General features: G+C 39.9%; 25 protein-coding genes, 1 pseudogene and 1 other annotated feature. Of the genes and pseudogenes, 4 read left to right on the plus strand and 22 right to left on the minus strand.

Annotation, left to right across the window (positions count from 1 at the left end; translation table 11 throughout):
- Nucleotides 1–196: 196 nt before the first annotated feature.
- Nucleotides 197–760 carry a YqfQ family protein gene (locus tag M3205_RS05500; protein ID WP_251168993.1) on the plus strand — a complete coding sequence of 188 codons (564 nt, stop codon included), beginning with the start codon at nucleotides 197–199 and terminating at the stop codon, nucleotides 758–760.
- A gap of 190 nt (nucleotides 761–950) precedes the next feature.
- Entirely contained in the window at nucleotides 951–1901 is a 951-nt protein-coding gene (locus M3205_RS05505; protein ID WP_251168994.1) for a 4-hydroxy-3-methylbut-2-enyl diphosphate reductase, read from the plus strand.
- Nucleotides 1902–1961: 60 nt separating this feature from the next.
- Here M3205_RS05505 and M3205_RS05510 read toward each other — a convergent pair whose 3' ends face one another.
- From M3205_RS05510 to yqfC, 22 genes and pseudogenes are all read right to left on the minus strand, one after another.
- Complete coding sequence (locus tag M3205_RS05510) at nucleotides 1962–3077, minus strand: Nif3-like dinuclear metal center hexameric protein (RefSeq protein WP_251168995.1); 1116 nt, start codon at nucleotides 3075–3077, stop codon at nucleotides 1962–1964.
- A complete protein-coding gene (locus M3205_RS05515) occupies nucleotides 3074–3781 on the minus strand; it encodes a tRNA (adenine(22)-N(1))-methyltransferase (RefSeq protein WP_251168996.1) in 708 nt (235 codons plus the stop codon). The genes M3205_RS05510 and M3205_RS05515 overlap by 4 nt, the downstream gene beginning before the upstream one ends.
- Before the next feature lie 150 nt (nucleotides 3782–3931).
- Nucleotides 3932–4297, minus strand: coding sequence for a cytochrome c550 (gene cccA, locus M3205_RS05520; protein WP_251168997.1), 366 nt, complete (start codon nucleotides 4295–4297; stop codon nucleotides 3932–3934).
- A gap of 205 nt (nucleotides 4298–4502) precedes the next feature.
- Nucleotides 4503–5642, minus strand: a complete 1140-nt coding sequence (locus M3205_RS05525) for an acyl-CoA dehydrogenase (RefSeq protein ID WP_048011149.1) — start codon at nucleotides 5640–5642, stop codon at nucleotides 4503–4505.
- 103 nt (nucleotides 5643–5745) lie between these two features.
- Entirely contained in the window at nucleotides 5746–6273 is a 528-nt protein-coding gene (locus M3205_RS05530) for a hypothetical protein (protein WP_251168998.1), read from the minus strand.
- 72 nt (nucleotides 6274–6345) lie between these two features.
- Nucleotides 6346–7470 (minus strand): RNA polymerase sigma factor RpoD, encoded by a 1125-nt coding sequence (gene rpoD / locus M3205_RS05535; RefSeq protein ID WP_251168999.1) that lies wholly within the window; start codon nucleotides 7468–7470, stop codon nucleotides 6346–6348.
- Between the two features lie 89 nt (nucleotides 7471–7559).
- Entirely contained in the window at nucleotides 7560–9377 is a 1818-nt protein-coding gene (gene dnaG, locus M3205_RS05540) for a DNA primase (RefSeq protein ID WP_251169000.1), read from the minus strand.
- Nucleotides 9378–9416: 39 nt separating this feature from the next.
- Nucleotides 9417–9821, minus strand: a pseudogene (locus M3205_RS25880) (DUF188 domain-containing protein).
- Between the two features lie 321 nt (nucleotides 9822–10142).
- Nucleotides 10143–10961: a pyruvate, water dikinase regulatory protein gene (locus M3205_RS05550; protein WP_251169001.1), complete on the minus strand. Its 819-nt coding sequence runs from the start codon at nucleotides 10959–10961 to the stop codon at nucleotides 10143–10145.
- A gap of 28 nt (nucleotides 10962–10989) precedes the next feature.
- Nucleotides 10990–11625 (minus strand): helix-turn-helix transcriptional regulator, encoded by a 636-nt coding sequence (locus M3205_RS05555; protein WP_311315710.1) that lies wholly within the window; start codon nucleotides 11623–11625, stop codon nucleotides 10990–10992.
- Nucleotides 11626–11879: 254 nt separating this feature from the next.
- Entirely contained in the window at nucleotides 11880–13952 is a 2073-nt protein-coding gene (gene glyS, locus M3205_RS05560) for a glycine--tRNA ligase subunit beta (protein ID WP_251169003.1), read from the minus strand.
- Entirely contained in the window at nucleotides 13945–14835 is an 891-nt protein-coding gene (glyQ, locus tag M3205_RS05565) for a glycine--tRNA ligase subunit alpha (RefSeq protein ID WP_251169004.1), read from the minus strand. The genes glyS and glyQ overlap by 8 nt, the downstream gene beginning before the upstream one ends.
- A 119-nt stretch (nucleotides 14836–14954) precedes the next feature.
- Nucleotides 14955–15139 (minus strand) — a binding site (T-box leader).
- Nucleotides 15140–15209: 70 nt separating this feature from the next.
- On the minus strand, nucleotides 15210–15962 hold the full coding sequence (recO, locus tag M3205_RS05570) for a DNA repair protein RecO (RefSeq protein WP_251169005.1): 753 nt from the start codon (nucleotides 15960–15962) through the stop codon (nucleotides 15210–15212).
- A gap of 30 nt (nucleotides 15963–15992) precedes the next feature.
- The gene (locus tag M3205_RS05575; protein WP_009332996.1) at nucleotides 15993–16136 is read right to left on the minus strand and encodes a YqzL family protein; all 144 of its coding nucleotides are present in this window, start codon (nucleotides 16134–16136) and stop codon (nucleotides 15993–15995) included.
- Nucleotides 16137–16293: 157 nt separating this feature from the next.
- Nucleotides 16294–17208: a GTPase Era gene (gene era / locus M3205_RS05580; RefSeq protein ID WP_251169006.1), complete on the minus strand. Its 915-nt coding sequence runs from the start codon at nucleotides 17206–17208 to the stop codon at nucleotides 16294–16296.
- Nucleotides 17201–17665, minus strand: coding sequence for a cytidine deaminase (locus M3205_RS05585; protein ID WP_396105205.1), 465 nt, complete (start codon nucleotides 17663–17665; stop codon nucleotides 17201–17203). Before M3205_RS05585 ends, era begins: the two co-directional genes overlap by 8 nt.
- Nucleotides 17666–17979: 314 nt before the next feature.
- A complete protein-coding gene (locus tag M3205_RS05590; RefSeq protein ID WP_251169007.1) occupies nucleotides 17980–18372 on the minus strand; it encodes a diacylglycerol kinase family protein in 393 nt (130 codons plus the stop codon).
- The gene (ybeY, locus tag M3205_RS05595) at nucleotides 18350–18820 is read right to left on the minus strand and encodes an rRNA maturation RNase YbeY (protein ID WP_251169008.1); all 471 of its coding nucleotides are present in this window, start codon (nucleotides 18818–18820) and stop codon (nucleotides 18350–18352) included. Before ybeY ends, M3205_RS05590 begins: the two co-directional genes overlap by 23 nt.
- Nucleotides 18817–21009 carry an HD family phosphohydrolase gene (locus M3205_RS05600; RefSeq protein WP_251169009.1) on the minus strand — a complete coding sequence of 731 codons (2193 nt, stop codon included), beginning with the start codon at nucleotides 21007–21009 and terminating at the stop codon, nucleotides 18817–18819. Before M3205_RS05600 ends, ybeY begins: the two co-directional genes overlap by 4 nt.
- A gap of 225 nt (nucleotides 21010–21234) precedes the next feature.
- Nucleotides 21235–22200 carry a PhoH family protein gene (locus tag M3205_RS05605; protein WP_251169010.1) on the minus strand — a complete coding sequence of 322 codons (966 nt, stop codon included), beginning with the start codon at nucleotides 22198–22200 and terminating at the stop codon, nucleotides 21235–21237.
- Nucleotides 22197–23390 (minus strand): sporulation protein YqfD, encoded by a 1194-nt coding sequence (gene yqfD, locus M3205_RS05610; protein WP_251169011.1) that lies wholly within the window; start codon nucleotides 23388–23390, stop codon nucleotides 22197–22199. The genes M3205_RS05605 and yqfD overlap by 4 nt, the downstream gene beginning before the upstream one ends.
- An 18-nt stretch (nucleotides 23391–23408) precedes the next feature.
- Nucleotides 23409–23699, minus strand: coding sequence for a sporulation protein YqfC (yqfC, locus tag M3205_RS05615; protein ID WP_035331147.1), 291 nt, complete (start codon nucleotides 23697–23699; stop codon nucleotides 23409–23411).
- Nucleotides 23700–23808: 109 nt separating this feature from the next.
- On the opposite strand from yqfC, the gene M3205_RS05620 reads away from it, so the two are divergent.
- Together M3205_RS05620 and M3205_RS05625 are read left to right on the plus strand one after the other, a co-directional pair.
- Nucleotides 23809–25335, plus strand: coding sequence for a recombinase family protein (locus M3205_RS05620; RefSeq protein ID WP_251169012.1), 1527 nt, complete (start codon nucleotides 23809–23811; stop codon nucleotides 25333–25335).
- 155 nt (nucleotides 25336–25490) lie between these two features.
- On the plus strand, nucleotides 25491–26504 hold the full coding sequence (locus M3205_RS05625; RefSeq protein WP_251169013.1) for a hypothetical protein: 1014 nt from the start codon (nucleotides 25491–25493) through the stop codon (nucleotides 26502–26504).
- Nucleotides 26505–26677 lie beyond the last annotated feature (173 nt).

The raw sequence follows: 26677 nt of genomic DNA on the forward strand, positions 1-26677 counted from the left end.
TATTATAATAAAGTTTCCTGTAAATAACCACTCAAACAGGCATTTATATTTTTATGATGAGCATTTTAGGCTATTTTAATAAATAAAAACGGTTTCTTCTGTATAATGCCTAAACCAAAATGGGATAAACGCATACTTTATAATATGAATTTTTATTTAAGAATCAGAAATATGCAGAGATAGGAGGCAAATGAATATGATGCCAGGATCAAGACCCCCAATGCGCGGAGGGATGCATCCCCATCCTTTTATGACCCCAATGCAGGGCAGACCTCCCATGGGGCCAATGATGGGCGGTCCTCCGGGAATGAAACGAGGAGGAGGGGGATTGCTCTCCAAAATATTAGGAAAAGGAAATGCCCAGCCTGGAACAGGAATGGGCGCTGCAAGAGCTGCAGGTGGCTCACAGGCAGGCGGAGGCATCCTTCAGGCAATAAGCAACCCATCTTCCATAAACGGCTTTTTAACTAACACTCAAAAGGTTTTAAATACAGCACAGCAGTTTGGGCCCATGGTTCAGCAGTATGGACCGCTGGTCAGGAACCTTCCTGCCATGTGGAAGCTATATAGAGGCATAAAGGATGCACCTGAAGCTGATGAGACAGTCTCAGAAGCTAAAGCGGAGTCCCCTCAGGCCAATACAGAAAAAAAGGAACAGAATTCAAGGCCAAAAAACATCAAAAAGGACCAGGATATGGAACAGCCGGCTGCCAGGCGATCATCAGCAGAAGGCCTTTCCAAACCAAAATTATATATTTAAAGAAAAGGATGCCGGGGCATTCTTTTTCTTTTTCCGTAAAAAAAATTGCTCCTTTTGTATTATCGGTTTATCTCTTATATAATAGAGGTGCAATTCTTATATAATAGAGGTGCAATATGGAGTTTTTCCGTTTAGATACAGGACTCAGTTCAATTCATATATAAGCTTTTTAATTAGGGAGGATATACCGATGAACGTCATAAAAATCTCTCCTCGGGGGTATTGTTACGGTGTGGTGGATGCAATGGTTATTGCAAGGAACGCTGCACTTGATCCATCTTTGCCGAGACCCATCTATATTTTGGGCATGATCGTCCATAACAAACATGTGACAGACGCTTTTGAAGAGGAAGGCATTGTTACACTTGATGGCAAAGACCGCAAAGAAATCCTGGAAAAAGTCGAAAAAGGGACTGTCATTTTCACAGCACATGGCATATCACCTGAAGTGCGGGAAGCAGCGAAACAAAAAGGCCTTGTGACGCTTGATGCAACATGCCCTGATGTAACAAGGACACATGATCTTATCAGGGAAAAGGAAAAGGAAGGCTTTCAAATCATTTACATTGGCAAAAAAGGCCACCCGGAACCTGAAGGTGCAGTTGGAGTGGCTCCTCATGCAGTTCATTTAGTACAGACTGTTGAGGATGTAAATGAACTTAACATACAGGCTGAAAAAATACTTGTGACAAATCAGACTACAATGAGCCAGTGGGATGTTGTCCATGTAATGGATCAGATAAAGGAAAAATACCCTCACGCAGAGTTCCACAAAGAAATCTGCATGGCTACCCAAGTCCGCCAGGAAGCAGTTGCAGAACAAGCCGGCCAGGCCGATGTATTGATCGTTGTAGGTGATCCTAAGAGCAATAACTCCAATCGTCTTGCACAAGTATCAGAAGAAATTGCGGGGACAACAGCCTACCGTATTGCTGATATTACTGAACTGGATGTAAATTGGATTAAAGATGCTAAAACTGTTGCCGTTACATCAGGAGCCTCAACCCCGACACCGATTACAAAGGAAGTTATTACTTTCCTTGAACAATATGATCCGGCTGATGAGTCCACCTGGTCACGCGAGAAGAAAGTGGCGTTAAATAAAATACTTCCGAAAGTAAAGAGGCCAGCAAAGTTATAAGAAAAATGGAAGTGAATATAAAGAGAACCGGTCCCTGCGGGAAGCCGGTTCTTTTGATTTTCAGACAAATTTAAAGGGGTCTGTATGAACTTCAGATGGAAAAATGGATACGCTATATCCTTTTTCTGTACACATCTGAGCTAACCTTTGGGTGACTCCTTTTTTCATTACCTTTTCCACATTATGGCCGGGATCAACAATATTCAAGCCCGTCATCATAGCGTCATGGGCCACATGGTAATACATGTCCCCCGTCACATATACATCAGCACCCTTCATCTTCGCTGACATAAAGTACTTGTTTCCATCTCCCCCAAGAACAGCAACTTTTTTTACTTTTGAAGAAAGGTCGCCCACTACACGAACTCTCTCCACTTCAAGTGTTTGTTTCACATGCTCCGCAAATTCACCCAAAGTCATCTCGCCAATTACTCCAATTTTACCCAGGCCCAGAACTTCACCTTTGTTTTGAAGCTTATAAATATCATAGGCAACTTCTTCATAAGGGTGGTTTTTGAACATAGCAGAAAGCACTTTCTTTTCTATATGTTCAGGAAAAATGGTTTCAATACAGACTTCCCTAACTGCCGCAAGCTCACCCTGCTGGCCAATATGAGGATTTGCATCATTTCCAGGCTTAAACATCCCTGTTCCTGAAGACGTAAAAGAGCAATGACTGTAATTGCCGATTGAACCAGCCCCTGCGTTTCCAAGAGCCTGTCTTAAAGAGTCAGCATTTTCTTCAGGCACAAACACAGCGAGCTTTTTCAATACAGTTTCATATGTGGGATATAAGACTTCCGTATGGGAAAGCTTCAGTGCATCAGCCAGCATATCATTAACCCCGCCTTTGGCGATATCCAAATTTGTATGTGCTGCATACACAGCTATATCATGTTTGATAAGCTTTTCAATAATTCTTCCTGATGGACTATCAGTGGGAATTTTTTGCAAGGGTCTATAGATTAAGGGGTGGTGAGCTATGATCAATTGAACATTCTTTGCAATCGCCTCATCAACTACATCTTCGAGAACATCCAGAGCAACCATGACATTTTCAACTGGAGTGTTAAGCCTCCCAACCTGGAGGCCAATTTTGTCTCCTTCCATCGCATACCCTTTTGGGGAAAACTGTTCAAATAGTTGGATTATCTCATGTCCATTTGTTTTTTTCACTGCATCAATACCTCCTCTGCCATTTTAATTTTCTGCTTTAATTCCTGTTTTCTCTTCTCTGTTTCACTGGAACATGCTGCTTTTTCAAGCTGCAAAAGGATCCTCTCCCAATTCTTCTTTTCACCATGCCATTTGTTTTGAAAAACGGCTGATTTCTGCTCCATAAGAAAAGGTCCCATCAGTAAACCCTGTTCTTTATTCTTGTAGGGTTTTAATGGCTCTCCTTTTTCAGCTACAAGAACTTCATAGATCTTTCCGTCTTCTTCAAGGATTTGTTCGGCTATTAGCTCCCAGCCATTTTCAATCAGCCAGCTTCTAATCGAGATGGCACTTAAATTCGGCTGGAGGATCAGCCTCTCTACTGAAGCAAGCTTACTCTTCCCCTCTTCAAGAATGCTCGCAATCAAAGCTCCTCCCATGCCTGCAATGGTTATGCAGTCAACTTCATTTGGGCTAATCACTTCAAGCCCGTTTCCTTTTCTTACTGAGATCTGATTTTCGAGTCCTTCCATTTTTACCTGTTTTTTTGCGGATTGATAGGGACCCTCCACCACTTCACCAGCAACAGCAAAAGAGACAATCCCTTTCTTTACTGTAAAGCATGGCAAATATGCATGGTCTGAGCCTATATCAGCTACTCGTGCGCCTGAGGGGATATAATTTGTTACAGCTTCAAGCCGATTTGATAATTTTTCAGTATTCATTCTGTCACCACTTATTTATGTATTGTAAAAAGCGCATAGCGCCTGCTCTTCTTGAGCAAAAAGCTAAAAAAGCTATCGTCATTTTACGATAGCCTTTCTTATAGTATAAAAAAAGTCCTTTACATATGCAAAGGACTTTCATTATAGATGTTACTTAAGGCCTGCTAACCATTCAGCCATATCGGCAGCTTTGTCTTGAGGCACTAATCCTGGAGGCATTGAGCCTTTACCATTTACTACGATATCTGCGATTTCATCCTGTGATAAACGATCGCCTACACCTGTTAGAGCAGGACCAACTCCGCCTTGATACTGGTCGCCGTGACATCCGATACAGCTCTTCTGGTAAATTTCTTCAGGGTTCGCAGCAGCAGTTTCTTCAGTCTCAGCACCGCCGCCTTCCTGTTCTTTTGCGAGCTCTTCCATATCGCCAAGACCTTTAAAAGAAACTAGGAACATTGCTACCACACCAAAAACCATAATTAACACAAATGGAATGATTGGATTGCGATTCATGATTTAACCTCCCTTATGTAAGCACATTCAGTTTAAGTAAGTATACAAACAATCTCTATTTTACTTTAAAAAAGACAGAAGGAAAAGCCCTATTGTAAACTTTGTCAAATCTTGTTCATAAAATGGACAAAAACTCCACCTTGAGGATGGAGTTTTTCCGATTATTTCACCTGGGTATCTCGTTCATGTAATACGAAATACAATTTTAGCATCCAATAAGGCGAGCAATGACCATTCTTTGTACTTCAGAGGTGCCTTCACCGATTTCAGTGAGCTTACCGTCCCTCATATAGCGTTCAACATGGTATTCTTTCATATAGCCGTATCCACCGTGTATCTGAACAGCCTGGTCGGCGATTTCCATACAGATTTCAGAGGCATAGAGCTTACACATGGAAGCTTCTTTGGCAAATGGTCTACCCTGATCTTTCAGCCAAGCAGCCTTGTAAACCATATTTCGTGCCAATTCAATTTTCATCGCCATGTCTGCAAGTTTAAACTGAATAGCTTGGAAGTTTGAGAGAGAACGGCCGAACTGCTGGCGCTCCTTTGCATATTGAAGTGCTTTATCATAAGCAGCCTGCGCTATCCCTAAAGCCATTGCCCCAATACCAATACGCCCTCCATCCAATGTAATTAAAAATTGTTTAAAGCCCTCCCCTTTTTTGCCGAGCAAGTGCTCAGTCGGAACGCGTACGTCTTCAAGCACCAGTTCAGTTGTATTTGAGGCATTGAGTCCCATTTTTTCATAATTATCGATAACGGTAAATCCTTCTGCATCCGTAGGAACAATAATCGCGCTGATTTCTTTTTTTCCATCCACTTCACCGGTGACAGCAGTCAAAGCTAAATGCTTTGCATAGCTGGCATTCGTAATGAAGCATTTATTACCATTAATGATATATTCACCATCTTTTTCGACAGCTGTTGTTCTGGTACCGCCGGCATCTGATCCTGCATTAGGCTCTGTCAGCCCGAAAGCTCCAAAAGACTCACCTGTACAGATCGGCACCAGATACTTTTGCTTCTGCTCTTCGGTTCCGAATAAATAAAGCGGTGCTCCTCCCAGTGATATATGGGCTGAATACGTGATTCCAGTTGAAGCGCAAGCCCTGCTCAACTCCTCTGTAACAATAGCAAAACTTACAGTATCTGCTCCTGCGCCTCCATATTCTTCAGGAAAAGGAAGCCCCATCAAGCCAAGATCAGCCATTTTCTTAAATACTTCTACCGGAAATTCCTTTGTCCGGTCTCTTTCCAAAGCTCCCGGTGCAACTTCTTCCTGAGCAAATTCCCTGATTGTTTTAAGTATCATATTCTGTTCTGCAGTTAAGTCAAAATTCATGTAAATCCCCCTTATAAGAACAAAAGTTGTATACGCTTTCATTACTATTATATAAGGGATGCTGAAGTTTTCTCAACATTTAAAAACTTTTTAAAATATTTTATTATATGAATATAGAAATAGCTAACAAAAGAAAGCCAAGAGCCCCTGAAATCGAAAGATATATTAATTTCCATTTAAACCCCAATAACAGCCAAAGAACACAATTAATTACTAAGGAAACATAGAGAAATCCCTCGTTTCGTGGATATACCACCGTCACAAAATCAACAGATCCCATAAGTAAAATCAATGCTCCTGATATGATGGGTATATGTATCATTTTTACTTTTTCAGAAAAATAAAAAATTAAGAAAACACACGAAGAAATGAAAAGAATTAAAATGACGGTTTGCAAAGTAATAGACAATTCAGTAAAATAAATTAATAAAGCAGAAATTGGAATCAGCAACAGGAGGAAAAGGCTGGCAAGATACAATACCACTGTATTTTTACTTTTTTTTATATCCTTCGGCTGACTTCCTTCGGTGTAAAGAGCTAGCAGATAGTCACAATAATGGTCAGGGAGCATTCGGCTCTTTTTCCAATGCTGCAGCTCGTTAACAATAATATTTTTTCTTTTTTCTTCCAACAAAAGCACATCCTGTAAAAAAAATAGTTTACTTCCATTGTAAGAAGTAAACTATCCACTGGCAATTATTTTTTATTCTAAGAAATCTTTTAAACGTTTGCTTCTGCTTGGATGGCGCAGCTTCCTTAAGGCTTTGGCTTCAATTTGGCGAATACGTTCGCGGGTAACGCCAAATACCTTGCCGACTTCTTCCAAAGTTCTCGTACGGCCATCGTCAAGGCCGAATCGAAGACGCAGAACGTTTTCTTCTCGGTCAGTCAGTGTGTCCAGAACATCTTCAAGCTGTTCTTTCAGGAGCTCGTATGCCGCATGCTCCGATGGAGAAGTGGCATCCTGATCTTCTATGAAATCACCTAAGTGGGAGTCATCCTCCTCACCGATAGGTGTTTCTAATGAAACAGGTTCCTGTGCAATCTTAAGAATTTCTCTAACCTTGTCAGGAGTTAAATCCATATCTTCTGCAATTTCTTCCGGTGTCGGTTCACGGCCAAGATCCTGAAGAAGCTGGCGCTGAACACGAATCAATTTATTGATGGTTTCCACCATATGAACAGGAATACGAATCGTTCTGGCCTGGTCAGCAATTGCTCTCGTTATGGCCTGTCGTATCCACCATGTTGCATACGTACTGAACTTGAATCCTTTACGGTAATCGAATTTTTCAACCGCTTTTATCAGTCCCATATTCCCTTCCTGGATAAGATCAAGGAACAGCATTCCGCGTCCTACATACCTTTTCGCGATACTCACTACCAATCGGAGGTTCGCTTCTGCCAGGCGTCTTTTAGCTTCTTCATCGCCATCCTCGATTCGGTTGGCAAGTGCAATCTCTTCCTCTGCAGAGAGTAAATCAACACGTCCAATTTCTTTTAAGTACATACGGACAGGATCATTAATTTTCACACCTGGAGGGACACTTAAATCATTAAGATCAAATTCTTCCTCATTTTTTGCAAGTTCCTGAACATTCGGATCTTCATTTTCATTATCTCCAACTAACTCAACACCCTGATCTCCAAGGAATTCATAGAATTCATCCATTTGGTGGGAATCAAGTTCAAATTGAGATAATCTTTCTGCTATATCATCATAGGCAAGGACACCTGTCTTTTTTCCTATTTCAACTAATTGATCTTTCGCTTGTTCAAGGGTCAATTCTGTATCAACCTCTTTTGAACGGGCCGATTTTTCAGCCATATGTCCCCCTCCTTCCAAAAATCACACACATTCTAAGTCTTCTTAGGTGGTGCTAATTCCATAACTTTTATTTCAGGCACACAGCCTTCTTATAGTGACTTTCGCAAATGAAGAACTTCCATTGCGATTAAAGCCGCTTTAGCATAATCTTTTTGGCGTTCTGCTTCCTTTTCTTCATTTAGTTTTTCTTTTATTTTTAACATCTTTTGATAATTCAACACCTGTTTAAGGTAATCTGATAATTCCTGTTCGCTTATTTCATCGTTTATGGACATCATTTCTATATCCACCACAATACGCTTAAGCTTTTCATCATTTATGAAATTTATGAATGCACTAGGATCAGGCGTATGGCCTTTTTCGTAAAAGCCCAATAGATAGGTAATTATAGCCTGGTGTTCATCGATGTTAAATGTATTTCCCTGAAGCATATCCTGAACTTTAAATGCTATGTCACTATTTCTGAGCATGTGGGCAATCAGCCTTCTTTCCGCTGTATGAAAGGCGGGTTTAAGACTATCAGCCCTTTTCGGTGTCTGCAGCCTTTTTTGAGGCTCGAAGGCACCTTTGCCCTTCTGGCTGCTTTTTCTCTTCTCTGTGTAATAAACCTGTTTTTGCTGCTCTTTCAAGGCTTCCAGAGAAAGTGAAAATTCATTTGCCAGCTGGCGAAGATAATGGTCTCTTTCCACCGCTTTATCAAGCCGGCTGATTTCCTTTAATACCTCTTCGATATATAAGAGTCTATCTCCTTCATTTTGAAGCCTTTTGCCTCTACGGAGATAAAGAAGTTTAAATGCCATAAAGGTTATGCTGGATTCGATTACATCATGACGAAATTTTTCTTCGCCGTATTCTTTAATATAATCATCCGGATCATAGCCGTCAGGCATCAGTGCCACTCTGATCTGGCAGCCTGCTTCCGTTAGCAGGTATGCTGCACGGTATGCGGCTTCGATACCGGCATTATCGGAATCATAACAGATCGTGATTGATTGAACATTTCTTCTTAAGGAAGCAACATGTTCTTCAGTTAAAGCAGTGCCCATCGTACCAACACCATTACCGACACCAGCACGATCAGCGGCGATTACATCTGCAAACCCTTCAAAAAGAACGGCTTTCTGCAATTTTTTAATCTGCGGTCTCGCCAAATGAAAATTATATAAGGTTTTGCTTTTATTAAAGATTGCTGTTTCAGGGCTATTTAAATATTTGGGCTCATCGGCCCCAAGGGATCTCCCTGAGAAAGCAATCGTATTTCCGCTGCGGTCAAAAATCGGGAACATAATTCTATCTCTGAAGCGGTCAAAATAGTTCCCATCTTTCTCCCTTTTGATGATCAGTCCTGCTCTTTCCATAACGCCTTCGGGGAACTTTCTTTTAGTCAGGAACTTGAAGACAAAATCCCAGGACTTTAATGAATAACCGATTTGAAATTTCTCGATTGATTCCATTGTAAAGCCCCTATTAAGCAAATATTCTAATGCATGCTGACCATCTTTTGTGTTTACAAGCAGATGGTGATAAAATTTACGTAGAAGCTCATGGGCTTCCATCATCTGCTGTATATCCACAGGCATTGATTTTGCTGATGCAGCGGATGCCGCATCAATTTCGAGCTTAACATTTCCCTTTTCAGCGAGTTTTAATGCGGCTTCCTGAAAGGAATATCCTTCTAAATCCATTAAGAAAGAAAACGCATTGCCTCCCGCTCCACATCCAAAGCAATGATAGATCTGCTTTTCGGGTGATACAGAAAAGGAAGGAGTATTTTCGCCATGAAAAGGACAAAGCCCAAAGTAGTTGCGTCCTTGCTTGTTTAATTGGATATAGTCGCCAATGACATCAACAATATCTACAGCTTGCCGAATCTCATTTACTTTCTCCTCGGCGATCCGTTCTGCCATATGAACAACTCCATTACTTACTGAGGTATTCGATAAACGTTACTGAATCCCTTCAAAATTCGACAATTTTTTTATCAACTGTTGCACAAACCTGGATCGCGGTCCTCTTGATTAAATGGTTTTGGGCCTTTCCCATAAACTCTCTTTCGTGCTTTGGCTGAAAGGTAACTCATTTCCAAAGCGGTTCGGAATTTCACTTTCCTCAAATAAAATTCCCCTGGGAGAAAGGACATAAACACCTTTTAACAAAAGAGTGATGCCAATCCAATATCTTGTGTGATAACCGCATCTCCTGATTTCACATTATTCATTATGAATAAATCAAGCCCCATTCAGTTCATTTTGGATATGGGCATATGAAGCAACAAACACTGCGTCCACCTTAAAGGAATTGCCTATTTCGACAATTTCTTCTTTTACTGGACAGGAATCAGCACCCACCATATTGATTGGTTTGCCTAATGTTCTAATAATTCTACATCACTCCGCATAATCCTTCTTTAAATGAATAACTTTTGCATAGTGAGATATGTCGAATTTTTTCTTGGTCGAAAGCTTGACATGCCACAATAAATAGTTTATTCCTTGACAATGAACTCTAAACCTATTCGGATACATTTTTATCACAATTTTTTATTATAGTACATTAATCTCTATTTTGCCATTATTTTATCTGGCAAGAAAAGAATTAATTTTGCAGTCTGTATACGAAAAAGCCCTCTTAACCTGCCAATAAAAAAGAAAAGCACATAAAGAATTTATGTGCTAGCTTTTTGGAAAGTTTTTCCGGTATTGATTTAGGATCATATTGGCTGTTTCTTCAACTGCTTTGTTCGTAACATCAATAACCGGGCATTTAATTTTGGAAACGGTTTTTTCAAAGTAACCTATTTCTTCTTTGATTCTTTCTATATTTGCGTAGCTGGCATTATCGCTTAGACCTAATGATATTAGGCGTTCTCTTCGAATAAAGTTTAATTTTTCAGGACTGATTTTCAGACCGAAGCACTTATCCGGCGGAACAAGAAACAGCTCTTCTGGAGGATCGACTTCAGGCACAAGGGGCACGTTAGCCACTTTAAGGCGCTTGTGGGCAAGATACTGGGAAAGAGGTGTTTTTGAAGTCCTTGATACACCTATAAGCACTATATCAGCCTTTAGTATGCCACGAGGGTCACGGCCATCATCATATTTTACAGCAAACTCGATTGCTTCAATCTTTTTAAAGTAATCTTCATCCAGCTTTCTGACCAGCCCTGGCTCGAAAAGCGGTGTAACGCCGCAGGCTCTTTGGATTTGATCCATTAAAGGGCCAACGATATCAAAAGCATATATCCCTTCTTCAGCAGCCCTCTGGTTAATATATTTCCTCATGTCCGGCTTGACCATCGTATAGGCTATCATCCCATTATCAAGCTTTGCGAGTGAAATAACTTCATCAATATGTACTTTCTCTTCAACATATGGAAAACGCTTGATAGATATATCGCTGCCATTGAATTGGCTCGTTGCAGCTTTTGTTACAAGTTCAGCCGTTTCTCCCACTGAATCTGAAACGACATAAATGACCGGCATTTTTTCCATCCTTTAACACCATCTCCTTCTTTCAATGCTACTTTTCTCCGGCCAGAGCCAGGAATGCTTTTGTCAGATTTGTTTTAGTTATCCTGCCGTTTACTTCATACCCTTTTTCCGTCTTTTTTACAACAGGAAGAGCGTCAATCTGCTTTTCAATCAGCTTTTTAGCAACTTCGATAAGCAAATCATCTTTTTCGCACATGGTAATGTTAGGCATTCTGGTCATAATAATATTGACTGGGATGGAATTTAGCTCCTGCTTGCCAATACTTGCTCGGAGTAAATCCTTCCTTGACAGAACCCCAACAAGCACTGAACCCTGATCAACAACAAATAGCGTGCCAACATCCTCCAGAAACATTGTCACAATGGCATCATATACCGACACATTCTCATTAACCACTACAGGAATGGATTGATAATCCCTTACATATAGCTTTTGAAGGTTTTCAGTCAGCAGCTGCGCCCCTGTCTTCCCTGTATAAAAATAGCCTACACGCGGACGGGCATCTAAATAGCCTGCCATTGTTAATATAGCCAGGTCTGGCCTTAGTGTTGCCCTCGTTAAACTAAGCTGTTCTGCAATACTCTCACCAGTGATCGGCCCGTTTTCCTTAACGATTTCTATTATTTTTTCCTGCCTTTTATTTAATTCGATTTCCCTCACCACCTATCTGAAAAGGAGATGCTTTTGGCACTCATTTCCCACTATAATAAGGTTATACTTTTATATAATTATTATATACTATTTATCATAAATGAAAAGATGCGTTTCATATATAGTTTGCTTTGAACTGCCTATTATCCCAAAATACGAAAGAGCCCGTCAGTGTGATAAACAGGCTCTTTCAATGACAGCAACGGCAGCTGTCCTCATCTTAGATTTTAATCGTATTCAAGCATAAAACGCAAAGTTTCAGCTTATTACTTAACAATTATTTGATTCATATTTGCAAATTTCTTTATCACATCAGACAAATGCGCCATTTGATGCAGCCTATTGCGACGAACTTCCTGATTTTCATCCATTACCATAGTATTTTCAAAGTATTGATCAATTTCAGGTTTCAAGCTGATTAACAAGTTAAAGGCTTCTTCCTCTTTAACCTCTTTTTTCAACTCCTCGGTTACTGATAAATATTTGTTGAACAGAGCTTTTTCATTATCATTTTCAAATAAGCTGGTATCAATATCCCCTTTATCTTCTGCCTTAGAAGCAATGTTGATTACCCTGCCAAGAGCCTCAATGCTTTCCTTGAAGCCATTTGCTTCCTTGTGGGATTCCAGTACCTGAGCTCTATTCACAAGTGAAGGCACGGAGCCGATATCATTTCCTAATACAGCTTCAATTAAGTCATAGCGTATTGCTTTTTCCTGTAGCATATATTTAACCCTTAATTTAAAGAAAGAAACTAATTCCTGCATTAAATCACTTTTGGATTTCTTTCCTATATTCGCTTTAATCACGGTCTCTGAAGATAATGCGATCAATTCTTCGAGCTTCAGATCCCAGTGTTTAGCCAGTAACGTCTGGATGATACCCGATGCCTGTCTCCTTAAAGCATATGGATCTTGGGAACCGCTTGGAATAATTCCAATTGCAAACGATGACACAATCGTGTCCAGTTTCTCAGCAATGGAAAGTACTGCACCAGCATCGCTTTCCGGAGTCTGGTCCTCTGCATTGCGCGGCATGTAATGTTCATTAATTGCACGCGCCACAGCTTCTTTTTCGCCTTTTTGCAGGGCATATTTTTCTCCCATAAAACCTTGCAGCTCTGGAAATTCGTAAACCATATGTGAAACAAGATCAAACTTTGAGATTTCAGCAGCTCGGTCTGTCACTGCTTTTGCTTCATCGCTGAAGTCAAGAATCTCACTCAGTTTTGCTGCCAGCTGGCGGACACGGTTTACCTTTTCAGCAAGGGTTCCTATTTCTTCGTGATACACAATGTTATTGAGTTTTCGAAGCGATACTGCGATGTCCGTTTTTTGGTCTTCTCTATAGAAGAAAGCTGCATCAGAAAGTCTTGCCCGCAATACTTTCTCATTTCCTTTTGCCACTTTTTCCAAATGTTCATGAGAACCATTCCGGACTGTTACAAAGTAAGGAAGAAGGGTGCCATCTTTGGACTTTACCGGGAAATAGCGCTGGTGCGCTTTCATGGAAGTAATTAACACCTCTTCCGGAAGCTCAAGGTATTCTTCTTCAAACTTGCCATATAATGCAGTCGGGTACTCAACCAGATTATTTACTTCTTCCAATAAATCTTCATCCACCGGAACAACCCAGCCATGTTCTTCCTCAATTTTTTCCAATTGTGAAAGAATGGCACTTTTTCTTTCCTGAGGGTTAGTGATCACATATTGCGCCAGCATGGCCTTTTCATAATCAGCAGGATTGTTAATCTCAATCTCTTCCCCTAAAAAGCGGTGACCTCTTGTAAGGTTAGAAGTCTGGACATTTGTGATTGAAAAAGGAATGATTTCATTTCCGAATAATGCAATAAGCCATTTAATCGGCCTGATAAAACGTAAATCCTGGTTTGCCCAGCGCATATTCTTCGGGAATGATAGCGAGGTAATAATCTGCTGAAGTTCAGGCAGAAGGGCAGCTGTTTCCTGACCTTTAATGAATTTGCTGACATGGGCGTATTCAACACCGTTAATTTCTTTGAAGAATATACCTTCAACAGAAGCTCCCTGACCTCGGCTGAATCCAATAGCAGCTTTTGACCATTCTCCATCATTGGTTAACGCGATTTTTTTCGCAGGTCCTTTCGCTTCTTCATTTATGTCCTCCTGGGCGGTATCCACTCCCGTAACAAGAACAGCCAAACGGCGTGGAGAGGAGAAAGCACTGATCTCTTCAAAAGATATTTTCTTTTCCAAAAGCCATGATTTTACTTTATCTGAAAGCTGATTCATTGAATTAGTGACAAATCTGGCAGGCATTTCTTCGAGTCCAATTTCCAGCAGAAGATCTTTCTTATTCATGAGATCCTTCCTCCTTATCCTTTAAAATTGGGAAGCCAAGTTTTTCCCGCTCTTCATAAAAGGTTTTGGCTATTTTTCTGGCCAGGTTCCTGCACCTTGCAATATATCCGGTTCTTTCTGTCACCGAGATCGCTCCCCTGGCATCGAGCAGGTTAAAAGTATGGGAACATTTCAATACATAGTCATAAGCCGGGTGTACAAGCCCTTCATCCATTTGCCTATGAGCTTCTTTCTCATAGATATTGAACAAATTAAAAAGCATTTCCTGGTCTGATGTTTCAAACGTGTATTTCGAATGCTCAAACTCTGGCTGCAGGAAAATGTCCCTAACTGTAAATCCTCTTGTCCATTCAAGGTCAAAGACATTTTCCTTATCCTGAATGTAAGAGGCAAGCCTTTCAATTCCATATGTAATTTCAACAGATACAGGCTTGCACTCCAATCCTCCTACCTGCTGGAAGTATGTGAACTGTGTAATTTCCATTCCATCAAGCCACACTTCCCACCCTAAGCCCGCACAGCCCAATGAAGGATTCTCCCAGTTATCTTCCACAAACCGGATGTCATGTTCAAGCGGATCAATACCCAATGCCTTTAGTGAATCAAGATACAGCTCCTGGATATTATCAGGGGACGGCTTCATGATAACCTGAAATTGATGATGCTGATAAAGCCGGTTTGGATTCTCTCCATATCGCCCATCAGCAGGACGGCGTGAAGGCTCTACATAAGCCACATTCCACGGTTCTGGTCCGATTGCCCGTAAAAATGTATATGGGCTCATTGTGCCTGCACCCTTTTCAGTATCATAAGCCTGCATCAGGATACACCCCTGTTCAGACCAATGTTTTTGAAGTGTTAATATCATGTTTTGAATATTCATAGGACACCTCTTTCATATAAATTATTGTATTTTATCTCTCAATGTTGTCTGTCGTTCTCCACTCCAGACTGTTCGCTTTCCCGTGGAACATAAAAAACTCCCGTCTCTATGCCAAATGGCATAGGGACGAGAGTTACCCGCGGTTCCACCCTATTTGCTGCGATTTTGACCGCAGCCTCTTTGGTTGTCAATAGACAAAATTGCTCCAGAGCGCCCTTCCTTAACTATCCATACCCGGCTCCCACTGTCCCGAGTTCGCTTTAATGAGAAAAAGTTAAGTACTCTTCTCCTTCACAGCAATAATATTTTATTAATTTGAATCATAGCGGAATCACATTGGATTGTCAATCTTTAATAAAAGTAAAAGGAGCTCATTACATAAGATCATTAAACTTGTCCATTTGATTCAAAAACTTCTTAGTCTTGAGGTTTAAGCCGGAATACTCTTCATAATAAGCAGAGATAATCTTTTTCAATTCAGATTTGGTTTCCGGTTTAACAGAGATATTGCCGAGCCTTGACAAGTCAAAAAAATAAAAGAGGCGCAGCAGCTTAATTGTCGCCTGTGATACTTTATAATGATAAGGATCCTTATCAAGACAGCGGTGACAAAGGAGGCCGTTTTCCCGGATTGAAAATGCAAAATGCCCGTCAGTGCTTCCGCAGACAGAACATTGATCAAGAACTGGATATAAACCCAAACCGTTAAGCATTTTCATTTCATAAATATTCGTGAGAATCTCCGGATCATATCCTTCGTTTATTAAATTCAGTGTTTGATGCAGCAATTCGAACAAAAATGGGTTGGGCTTCTTATCCTCACTGCTTTTATCTGTTAAATCGACAATATAGCTTGCATAAGCCGTAAGAAAAATATCTTCTTTAATAGATCGCATCGATGAAATCATGTCACCCTGCTGCAGAGTGCCCAGACCGCTTCCACGCTGAACTAAAAAATTCCCGTATGTAAAAAGCTGGGTGACAGCAGCAAGTCTGCTGTTGGGTTTTTTCGCTCCACGTGCCATCACACCAACTTTTCCCCATTCACGGGTATATAAAGTAACTATCTTATTTGTTTCACTATAATTAGTTGTCCTGATGACAATGCCTTCACATTTATCAAGCAACCGTGACACCATCCCTGTCTTTCGACAAACCTATGAGATGGGAAAATCAGCTTCTGCTAGCTCTTCATCATTGCTGCCGGGTATATCCTGAGTTTCCTTTTCTAGCTCCTTGAAGAGAAGATATGTGTCAATGTTTCCTGTCTGGGAAAACACTCTCCAGGTAAAATCCATCATCGAAAACCCCACCTTTCAGTTATTCAACTAGCAATTCTTTATCCCAATACATTTATCTATATCATAGCCTGTCTTTGTAAAATCATGAGACGAAAATATTGTCAATCACCTTTATGAATATAAACCAGAAATGGTTAATACTTTAATTAGGGCTGGCTCAGTACTCATCTTCACGGAAGCCAAAATCGCGAAGCTGTGACATTTTATTGCGCCAGTCTTTCTGGACTTTGACCCACAGCTCCAGAAAAACCTGTGATCCGAGAAGATTTTCAATATCCACCCTTGCTCTTTTTCCGATTTCCTTGAGCATTTTTCCTTGCTTTCCAATGACAATGCCTTTCTGTGAATCACGTTCCACTATGATCGTAGCCATGACATGAACGACATCTTTGTCTTCGCGGCGCTCCATTTTATCAATAGTCACAGCAAGCGAGTGCGGAATTTCTTCTCTTGTTAGATGCAGCGCTTTTTCCCTGATCAGTTCGGAAACGATAAATCTCTCCGGGTGATCTGTTACTTGATCAGCAGGATAAAACTGCGGCCCTTCAGGAATATACTTTTTAATCTGTTCTAACAGCGTCTCTACATTATTGCCTTCCAAAGCTGAAATGGGGATAATTTCACTGAAATCGTACTTTTCCTTGTAAGATTCAATAATTTTTAAAAGTTCATCTGGATGTACCTGGTCAATCTTATTGATCACAAGGAAAATTGGGGTACGGACTGACTGAAATTTCTCAAGTATGAATTCCTCACCGCGTCCAAAACCTTCCTGGGCATTTACCATAAACAGGATGACATCCACTTCTTTAAGCGTATTTTGGGCAACTTTCATCATAAAGTCTCCCAGTTTATGCTTTGGCTTATGGATTCCTGGCGTATCAATAAAAATATATTGTGCATCATTGGTAGTCAGGACACCCTGAACTTTATTGCGCGTTGTTTGCGGCTTATCACTCATAATGGCAATTTTCTGCCCAATTACGCGATTTAAAAATGTTGACTTCCCTACGTTGGGTCTGCCGATTATGGAAATAAAGCCTGATTTGTGTCCTTGTTGTGTATTATTCATGTAAGTCCTCCGGTGAAAATGCTCCTGGCAGTAATTCTTCTACTGTTAATTCTCTAATATCCCCTTTTAAGTTGGTTAGAACAACTTTCATTTCAGGCGGACATAATTCGGATATTACCTGTCTGCATGCACCGCATGGGGGAACAGGACGGTCTGTGTCAGCAACAACAGCAATGGCTGAAAAGCTTTTAACGCCATCAGAATATGCTTTAAAAAGCGCAGTCCTTTCAGCGCAATTACACATGCTGTACGCTGCATTTTCTATGTTGCAGCCATGAAAAACCTGACCGTCACTGCTTAATAACGCCGCTCCCACTTTGAATTTTGAATATGGCACATATGCTCTATCTCTTGCAATCTTTGCTTCGTGTATTAGTTGATCGATATTCACAATTATTTCTTCCTTTCCTGTAAAACGGAGCTGCTCCCGATGAATCATGGGCTTTGAGGCTCGCAATGCTTCTTTCTTGAAAAGCAGCCGCTTCTCTTATATTTTACAACACTTTACTGGGATTTTCATCGATTGTAGCAAAAACGTAACAAAAAAATTGAATTTTCTAAAAATAACTAGGCCTTTTAAACTTATCTGACCATTGTTTTCTAAATGGCATCCCTCGGATTCTCCCCAGCCTGTGTAATTTAAGGCTGTTCTGTCATTTTAGCTGATTCAGTGAACGTTTTCAAACTCGAGTCCGCTAATTCAAAGCAGTTTACAATCAGTCTTATTTATTCTTAGGAAAAAACAAAGCTGCCCATTCGGACAGCTTCACCTCACTGCAAAAATATCAGGATTTTTGGCAGGAATATTGCTCCGCCTATTATTACACTTATTATGGCAAACACCAGTACCGCCCCAGCAGCTACATCCTTAGCCTGCTTGGCAAGTGGATGGTAATCTTCGGTTGCCAGATCCACAGCCCTTTCGATGGCTGTGTTTAGGAGTTCAAGTGAGAGCATTCCCCCGATGGCCATTAGAATGATTATCCATTCAACCCGGCTGATGCCAAAATAGATGCCAAAGAACATGACAGCGAGGGATACTGCCAAATGTATCTGCAGATTCCTTTCGTTTAATAGCGCCGTTCTAATTCCGGAAAAAGCAAACACAAAGGATTTGAGGACATTGTGTTTTCGGACTTTTTTACCTTGTGAGCCCGTATTCATCAAGTATATCCTTCTGGCGGGAAAACATTTTTTTCTCATCTTCCGGATTTTCATGATCATAGCCAAGAAGATGCAGGAAGCCATGGACCGCCAAAAAGCCAAGCTCCCTAATAAAAGAATGTCCATACTCCTCCGCCTGCTCCTTCGCCTTAGCAGTGGAGATAATGATATCCCCCAGGATTCGCGGCATATCAGCCCCAACAAGTTCAACTTCACCCTCACCCAGCTCTTCCATAGCGAAAGAAATAACATCTGTAGGCCGGTCTTTATCCCGGTACTCCCTGTTGATTTCGCGGATGCGCTCATTCGTCACAAAAGTAATGGATACTTCGGTATCAGGCTCCACAGATTCTTTTGAAGCCGCAAAGTTAATTAACTCTTCAATTTTGGCTATATCATTTTCCTGGAGCTCATTCGTTTCGTCTAAAAAATCAATGTTTAAATTCATGCCTGTTTCACCTTCTGTTTTGTCATTTCAGGATACTCGATACGTGAATGGAAAATTCCGTTTAACGTCTCACAGAAAGAGTGTGATACGGTTTCCAGCTCTTTTAAGGTTAAATCACATTCATTCAGCTGTCCATCCTGAAGCCTGTCTGCGATTATCTTTTTGACTAAATCCTCTATTTGCTCTGTTGTAGGATGTGCCATTGAACGGACTGCAGCTTCTACACTATCCGCAATGCCAATGACAGCCGACTCTTTTGATTGCGGTTTAGGTCCAGGATAACGATAGTCTTCTTCTTTTACCTCAAGACCATTTTGTTTTGCTTTGTAGTAAAAGAATTTCAGCAATGTTGTCCCATGATGCTGTTCGGCAATATCCACTATCTCCTTAGGCATCTTATGCTTTCTTAGCAGTTCAGCACCATCTGCGGCATGGGCGATAATAATATTCTTACTGGTCTGAGGAGGAAGCCGATCATGCGGATTTTCAATATTCACCTGATTTTCAATAAAAAACTGAGGCCGTTTCGTTTTGCCGATATCGTGATAGTAGCAGCCCACCCTTGCTAAAAGACCATTTGCCCCAATAGCTTCACAAGCTGACTCCGAGAGATTTGCAACCATTACACTATGATGGTAGGTTCCGGGAGATTCGGTCAGTATCTTTCTCAGCAGCGGATGATTAGGATTAGATAGCTCAATCAGCCTCATAGTAGACAAAATTCCAAATCCCGCCTCAAAATATGGCAGAAGGCCAATGGCCAGGACTGCAGACGAAATACCTGAAATCAAAGCAATTACAAAGTAAAATCCATATTCAATCGTTTCATAGTGGCCATTTCTTAAGAAAAGCATAGAAAAGATAACAAGTATATTTACTGCAGATACGAATAAACCAGCCTGCAATATTTTAGAGCGGCGATTCTGTCTGCTCAAAAACAAAATGGCAGCCAAGCCGCTGCAGAGGATATAAATGGCTGATGTCAGCTGGAATGTCCCTGTAACACCTTCATTAAAAATGATGCTTCCGCTGATAGCCATAATAATTGTGTAGTACATTGCAAGCTTCTCATCAATCAGTATTTTGATCAGCATAGCTCCCATAGCTGCAGGATAGATATACCCTATTTCTGAGTAATCGGCGTATTGGAAAAGACTTATGACCTTCATAAGCAACAACGATAAGATAAAGACAAGGCTGAACAGCAATAAATAGCTTTGCTTTAATTCCCGCTGCACATTCAATTCATGGAAATAATAATATAGGGCTGATAAAACAATGATAATAATCAGAGATAAGCCGATAAAAGGCTGAATCGAATTAACACTGTCCAGAAGCCCTACAAGTTCAAGCTGTCGGTATATGTCCCTGCTGATCAGCTGATTTTCTTCAACAATGATCTGTCCCTGAAGGATTTTTACCGGCTCGACACTTTCAATAGTCTGCTGCCGTAATTCTTCAGTGGCCGCAGGATCATAGAATTGATTTTGATATATTGCATAGCGCCCAAGCTCTATTGCGGCTTTTTTTATTTCTGAATTTAAACTGGTGAACTTAAGTTCTTCTTCAACACGCTTCTTTGCGTTCTCCACCTGTTCCGCCGGAATTTCATTATTCATGATTTTATTGATGGCCGTAACAGTGAGATCTTTCGCAATACTCAGTTCCCCCTCCTTTGCCTGCAGCAAAGCAAGGAAAACGCCATCCGATACTTCACGTGTTACATCTTCTGTGAGTTTTTCTTTAACCATGGACAACTTGTCTTCAGGACTAGGGGTTGAAGGGGCTGGTGCCTCTACATCTTTATCTGACTCATTTGCAGCAGACTTCTTTTTCTCTTCCAGCCCTTCTTTTACTTCTTCATTCACTTCCGAAACTGATCCAAAAATGGAAGTAACGAGGTCAACTCTGTTTTGAGCAATCTCCTTTTTTACAACGTAAATATCCTTAACATTATTTTCTGCTTCTTTTCTCTTTCTTTCTGTGCTTGCTTTATCCTCTATTGTAATGGGCGACCTTATTGTCTGTTCAGCGACAGAGAATAGACTTAAATCCAGCTTTTCAGGCTTCACATTGCTATACATGGAAAAATACATAGCAACTCCCAAAAGAACAAATAAAAGAACACGAAAAAAGGTCATATTAAGTAAATTTCTGATTGTAGTCATACTCTGCTGAAGATTTGACACATTTACCCCTCCTGTCCTGGGTAAAAAACTTTCAATATTCTTAATGTTTTAATTATTGATCATGTAAAATCATAACAGTTTTTCAGTTGGTTTTCACTAATGAAAAATAGACTATCTATTAACAGGTTACCTAAACATTTCATTAATAGCAAATAATTCCATAGTAATTAAATGCCGATTTTATCTGCAAAAGAAAAAACCGCCAAAAAAAGGCGGCTACATGGTTCATTGGTTATCTTCTGTCTGGTATGCCTGAATAATCCTGGCCACAAGTGGATGACGCACAACATCACTTTGTTCCAAGTGAACGAATGATAGTCCGCTTACACCCTTGAGTATGTCTTCTGCTGCGATCAGACCTGATTTTGCACCCTTAGGAAGGTCAACCTGTGTTCTGTCTCCGGTAATAATCATTTTTGAACCAAAGCCCAGCCTGGTCAGAAACATCTTCATTTGTGCCTGAGTTGTATTTTGCGCTTCATCCAGGATAACAAAGGCATCATCTAAAGTTCTCCCGCGCATATAAGCCAGCGGTGCAATTTCAATCGTGCCTCTTTCAATCATTCTCTGTGTATGCTCTGCACCTAAAATATCATGCAAAGCATCATACAAAGGCCTTAGGTAAGGATCGACTTTTTCCTTAAGATCCCCCGGAAGAAAGCCAAGGCTTTCTCCAGCTTCGACTGCAGGACGGGTAAGAATGATTCTCTTCACATTCCCATTTTTCAAAGCATTGACAGCCATTACAACTGCCAAATATGTTTTTCCTGTTCCTGCTGGCCCTATGCCAAAAACCAGGTCATTTTGGCGAATTGCATGAATGTATTGACGCTGTCCCAGTGTCTTTACACGAATAGACTTTCCTTTTGCATTCTTGGTGATTTCTTCTTCGTATAAATCACTGAAATACTCTAATGTTCCCTTGTTTGCCATTTGAAGAGCATACATAACATCTCTCTGGCTTATATTTATACCTTTCCGGATTACATAAAGCAGTTTATCCAGAACCTTACCAGACAGTTCCACTTTGTCCATTTCGCCAGACACATAAACGGATTCTCCCCTGGTTACAATGGAAACATTTAGTTCTTGCTCAATAATTTTTAGGTTTGCATCTGAATTGCCTAATAATGCAATGGCTTCATTAGGATCTTCCAGCTGCAGGTTCATTGTTTTCAAGTCTTCTGTCATTCCGAATCTCCTTGAATAATTGGTTGTCCTTCTGCAATATTCTCAATAATTTGGAAATGTATTGCTATAGTTACTTTACCATTGTCAATTGATTGGTGCAAAACTTTTTCTCCCTTAACTTTAGCATTTTCATCTAAGCTGCTTTTTATTTTTTTTCTTGCCAAATCTTTCGCAGCGTCCAAAGCCTCTTTATTGGAATATATTCTGGTGACTTGCTCTCTTTCACGGAATGTCTTATTTACATATGAAACTGGCAGTTCCCATTTCAGGAACTTTACTACTTTTTTATTTTCCTCTAATTCATACTCTTCAAACCCCGGTTTTCCAAAACCCCATACAGGAATCTCCAGATTTCCGATTGTGATGCTATGCTTAACTTTTTCATTGCCGCTAAAGACTTTAAATGTGCTCTTAAGCGGAAGAATGACTTCAGATTTATACCATGTTTCCCCGAAAACCTCGCCTTTTGAAGGAACAGTCTCCGTTTGCCCCTCTTTACCGATGATCCCGGAGACTAAAAGCTGCCCTGGCTGGACATGATCGTGAATCTCCACGACCGGACGTCCTTCTTCAACAAACATTTCTACAATAACAGCTTTCTTTTTGGCTACCAGATGCCGCGGGCTTAAATACTCCGGTTTCTCAGGTTCATTTTTCTCAACTACCTGCAGATGGTAGGTTGTCCCTTTTAACTCCACGCCAACCCAGGTTATTGCCTCGATATTGTTGGATAGTGTCCGCTGAATAGACTCTACATTATCTACAAAAAACTGCATTTTTCCTTTTTTAACCCCCATCTTGTCCAATTCTTTGATGATCTGATATTCAGTTGCAGGATTTGCCCCCTTAATCTCTATGCCCCAGACCATATTCGATAAAAGGAGAATGACAACAACAAACGCGAGGGCACCAGCTGCAAATCCGCTATTTTTCAGCAGCCTTTTCATAAGAAACGGTGCTCCTGTCCGCCGCAGGAACTCGATTCTGCAATCGCTGTTCCTAGCGTGGCTTCTTATTTTTTTTGCATCTTCCAATTTCATTTTGAAGGTGACTGATTGCGTTCCATGGTTCTTTACATTCCAGATATTAATTCCGCTGCGGGTAAGTGCATTAATAAATCTTTCTATTCCTTTCCCGCTTGCTTTAACTGTTACAAGACCCCTGTAAAATTCGATCCACTGGTTCTTCATTTCCTTCCCCCTGAATTCTTAATCAGTGTCCGTAATATAAGTAACTGAATCAATTTTTCCCTCGAGCAGTATTTCTTCCGGCAGTATCGTTTTTATGACGAAGGCTTTCCCTCTTATTAAAAGCTGCCCCTGCTTTAATAGCAGTCTTAATTCCTTATCTGAAAAAGCCAGTAATCCCCTGTGGTTTTCTATATAGATATGGATTTGCCCAATCATTGTAATACGGGGCAGGTCCATCATGACATCTTGAGGAAGCTCCATATTTTTAGTCATCCAGCCGCGGACGAATTGTCCCCACTTTTTTGCCATAAAAAAAGAACCCCCTTTCATCTCATATTTATGAAATTATTTATAGATATATGTATATACCATTGATATAATTGTCCCTGTGAGATTATATTCGGGAGGAAAAACAACTATGACAGTAGCAAACATGGTAAAAAGCGTTGGAGTATATCTCAGGATTTCAAGGGAATCAGGAGAAGGCAGAGACACCCTTCTTTCACATAGAACGATTGCAGAACGGTATTGTAGAGATAAAGGATATTCATACAAGATTTACGAGGAAGTTATATCAGGTGCAAAAGATATTGAAGAAAGACAATCGTTGAACCAGTTACTAATTGATATTCAAATGTATGAAGCTATATTTGTAATTTCCACAGACCGTATCAGCAGAGATAATTATTACACTCAATATGTAGCAAAGGTATTAGCAGACAATGACGTTTATATTCTGACACCTGAGAAGCTTTATGACCTAAACGGTGATGATAGATTGATGTTTGATATGTTGGGTGCTATGTCTTCTCAAGAATTACGTTTGATTGCAAAACGTCAGAAAAGAGGAAAACGTGAAGGTGCTAAACGTGGTGAATGGGTGCAGGGTGTTCCTCCGCTTGGATATACAAGAGGAAAGGAAAAGAAACTCGAAATCATTGAATCAGAAGCAAATCTAGTTAGAATGATATTCAATTATGCTGAGAGCGGTTATGGTATCCAAAGCATTGTGACCAAACTTGAAGGGCATAAAACAAAAGCTGGAAATCAATTTACTAATACAGCAATCTATACCATACTAAATAATAAGACTTACACAGGTAGTATCATTTATAATATCAAAGACAAAAAGGGAAAAATCACTGAAACAATAGTGATGAAGAATGCTCATGAAGCAATAATCACTAACGAACAATTCAAGTCCGTTCAACAAGCAATCAAGGGACGTATGAGCGGTGATATGGATACAAGAAACCGCTCCAAAGGGAAGGTATTGAGCATGCTGAAAGACCTTTTATACTGTAAGGAATGTGGTCTAAAGATGGGGTTTAGGAAGGATAGTAAGCAAAAGGATGCAATCTATCTCAAGTCATGTAAATGCGGAAACCGTGGAATCGTTGAGCATCAGCTAATAACATCATTTATAAGTGAGTTTGAGTTCCTTCAAGGGTTCTATCAAAATGAGTGGGAGAATGCTTTAAAATCCTCTCAGAGCGTTTCTAAAGACACTTTACTCCAACAAGTAGCAGAACTGAATAAGTCACAAGACAAGCTTAATACAAGACTCTCAAGAGCAAAAGATGCTTACCTTGATGGGGTATTTAGCAAAGAGGAATATCTGAAATCTAAGAATGATATTGAAGCTGAATTAACAAAGCTATCCAATGCAATAAACGACCTACAAGAACAAGTTGAATCCATGGACAAGGATTCAATCTCGTCTGAATATAAATCCAAAATTGAAAAGATTGAGCAGTTCTATAAACTATATAATAAGGAAGACTCTCAACAATATTTAGAAGAGTGCAATCGCATCTTGAAGCTGATAATTAATAAGGTTTATTATGCAAGAGTCGATGAAAAGGTTACAATTACTTCTCCCCTAGAGGGATATACAGAAGTTGAGCAAGGTGATTTTGTCGATTTGTTTATTGAATCAAAATGAAGGATATCCCATCAACAAGGGTATCCTTTTCTTGTACTTAATCGACCAATTGTGTAAGTTCATCCCGTTAGTAATCAAACTGGTCCGATTTATTGTTCCACATAGTTACAAGCATAATAAACTCACAGTAAAAACATAAAGTTGAAGGTGATAAATTGAGTAGTAACGACAGAGAGGTATATAAGCAGTTCATACCTATAGATAAGAGAACCATTCAAGGAAAAGATGATGGAATAAACTATATGTATTTTTCCTCGGTCAAGGAATTTAAGGAGAAATACAACATTACTTTCAAAGAAACAACCCCACATTTTGTGAAAATAGAATGGAATTTAGAACAGTTAAACAACGAGGTACAATTAGAGAAAAAGTACCCTTTTCTCCATAGATTAATTAAACGTAGAGTACACTTCTTAACAACATTAATTGAGTATTCAAGAGAGAAAATAGTTAGTCCTGTAGCACGACAAGAAGGGAACTACTATTTCTTTGCATCATCTAGATACTTGGCACGTAAATACTTTAGCAGTTACAATACATGGAATCGAAACATTTCAATCTTTTGTACATTGGGCTTATTAAACAAGGTAAAAACTAATAATCGTACGACAGAACGTAGAGCAATTAGAGAAACTAAAGCATTAGCCCAAAAGATGGGTATAGACTATAAAAAATTATCACCCATAAATTTTTATACTATCTCTATTTACAATAAGGAGTTACTTACGGAATCAAATCGAAGAGCCAAGGTTCTTTTAGATAATAATTTCCGTGCAAACGGCTTCAGTAAGTTTTTCCTAATCAAGGTATTTGGACAAGAGTTTGCTGATTCAATTTTCCATGATGAACGCTATATATCAGAGTATAGCCAATATGTTCAAACTCAGATCGAGAAATTTATCCTTAAAGATATTAACCGTCATGGCTATACAACTAAGGAAAGAATTCTCAGGTATGTTCAAATCAATTATTCTCAACTGCAACCTTGGGAATACGGATTTAACAAAGAGAAACAGAACAAAAAGGCTATTCTGAGTCGAGAGTTTGATAGGAGTATATCTGAAGTTAAGGAAAAGTATAACTTAGAATACAAAAAGGCGAATAAGGAATTAAAGGAAAAATTTAAACTGGATACAAGTAAAACCATCATTTTTGAGAACAACGATTAGGCTGATCCACCATTCTTTATAAAACTGTGATTTTTATAAGAGTAAATATCCCCTTTGTTCTTCCGCTGTTTTAGATAATGTATTTGAAAAATGATGATTGTTCTCACAAGAAGGTAAGCCACGATCCGTGGCTTACCTTCTTCTTTTCTTAAAGCGATTTAATCATAAACTAA

Origin of the sequence: Cytobacillus firmus, assembly GCF_023715565.1 — a bacterium.
Classification (GTDB): Bacteria; Bacillota; Bacilli; order Bacillales; family Cytobacillaceae; genus Cytobacillus; species Cytobacillus firmus_C.

Bases quoted from the DNA above. Each gene is read 5' to 3' on its own strand.
- M3205_RS05500 (WP_251168993.1), top strand. From the start codon at position 197: ATGATGCCAGGATCAAGACCCCCAATGCGCGGAGGGATGCATCCCCAT.
- M3205_RS05505 (WP_251168994.1), top strand. From the start codon at position 951: ATGAACGTCATAAAAATCTCTCCTCGGGGGTATTGTTACGGTGTGGTG.
- M3205_RS05515 (WP_251168996.1), bottom strand. From the start codon at position 3,781: ATGAATACTGAAAAATTATCAAATCGGCTTGAAGCTGTAACAAATTAT.
- cccA (WP_251168997.1), bottom strand. From the start codon at position 4,297: ATGAATCGCAATCCAATCATTCCATTTGTGTTAATTATGGTTTTTGGT.
- M3205_RS05525 (WP_048011149.1), bottom strand. From the start codon at position 5,642: ATGAATTTTGACTTAACTGCAGAACAGAATATGATACTTAAAACAATC.
- rpoD (WP_251168999.1), bottom strand. From the start codon at position 7,470: ATGGCTGAAAAATCGGCCCGTTCAAAAGAGGTTGATACAGAATTGACC.
- dnaG (WP_251169000.1), bottom strand. From the start codon at position 9,377: ATGGCAGAACGGATCGCCGAGGAGAAAGTAAATGAGATTCGGCAAGCT.
- M3205_RS05550 (WP_251169001.1), bottom strand. From the start codon at position 10,961: ATGGAAAAAATGCCGGTCATTTATGTCGTTTCAGATTCAGTGGGAGAA.
- glyS (WP_251169003.1), bottom strand. From the start codon at position 13,952: ATGAATAAGAAAGATCTTCTGCTGGAAATTGGACTCGAAGAAATGCCT.
- glyQ (WP_251169004.1), bottom strand. From the start codon at position 14,835: ATGAATATTCAAAACATGATATTAACACTTCAAAAACATTGGTCTGAA.
- M3205_RS05575 (WP_009332996.1), bottom strand. From the start codon at position 16,136: ATGATGGATTTTACCTGGAGAGTGTTTTCCCAGACAGGAAACATTGAC.
- era (WP_251169006.1), bottom strand. From the start codon at position 17,208: ATGAATAATACACAACAAGGACACAAATCAGGCTTTATTTCCATAATC.
- M3205_RS05590 (WP_251169007.1), bottom strand. From the start codon at position 18,372: ATGAATACGGGCTCACAAGGTAAAAAAGTCCGAAAACACAATGTCCTC.
- ybeY (WP_251169008.1), bottom strand. From the start codon at position 18,820: ATGAATTTAAACATTGATTTTTTAGACGAAACGAATGAGCTCCAGGAA.
- M3205_RS05605 (WP_251169010.1), bottom strand. From the start codon at position 22,200: ATGACAGAAGACTTGAAAACAATGAACCTGCAGCTGGAAGATCCTAAT.
- yqfD (WP_251169011.1), bottom strand. From the start codon at position 23,390: ATGAAGAACCAGTGGATCGAATTTTACAGGGGTCTTGTAACAGTTAAA.
- yqfC (WP_035331147.1), bottom strand. From the start codon at position 23,699: ATGGCAAAAAAGTGGGGACAATTCGTCCGCGGCTGGATGACTAAAAAT.
- M3205_RS05620 (WP_251169012.1), top strand. From the start codon at position 23,809: ATGACAGTAGCAAACATGGTAAAAAGCGTTGGAGTATATCTCAGGATT.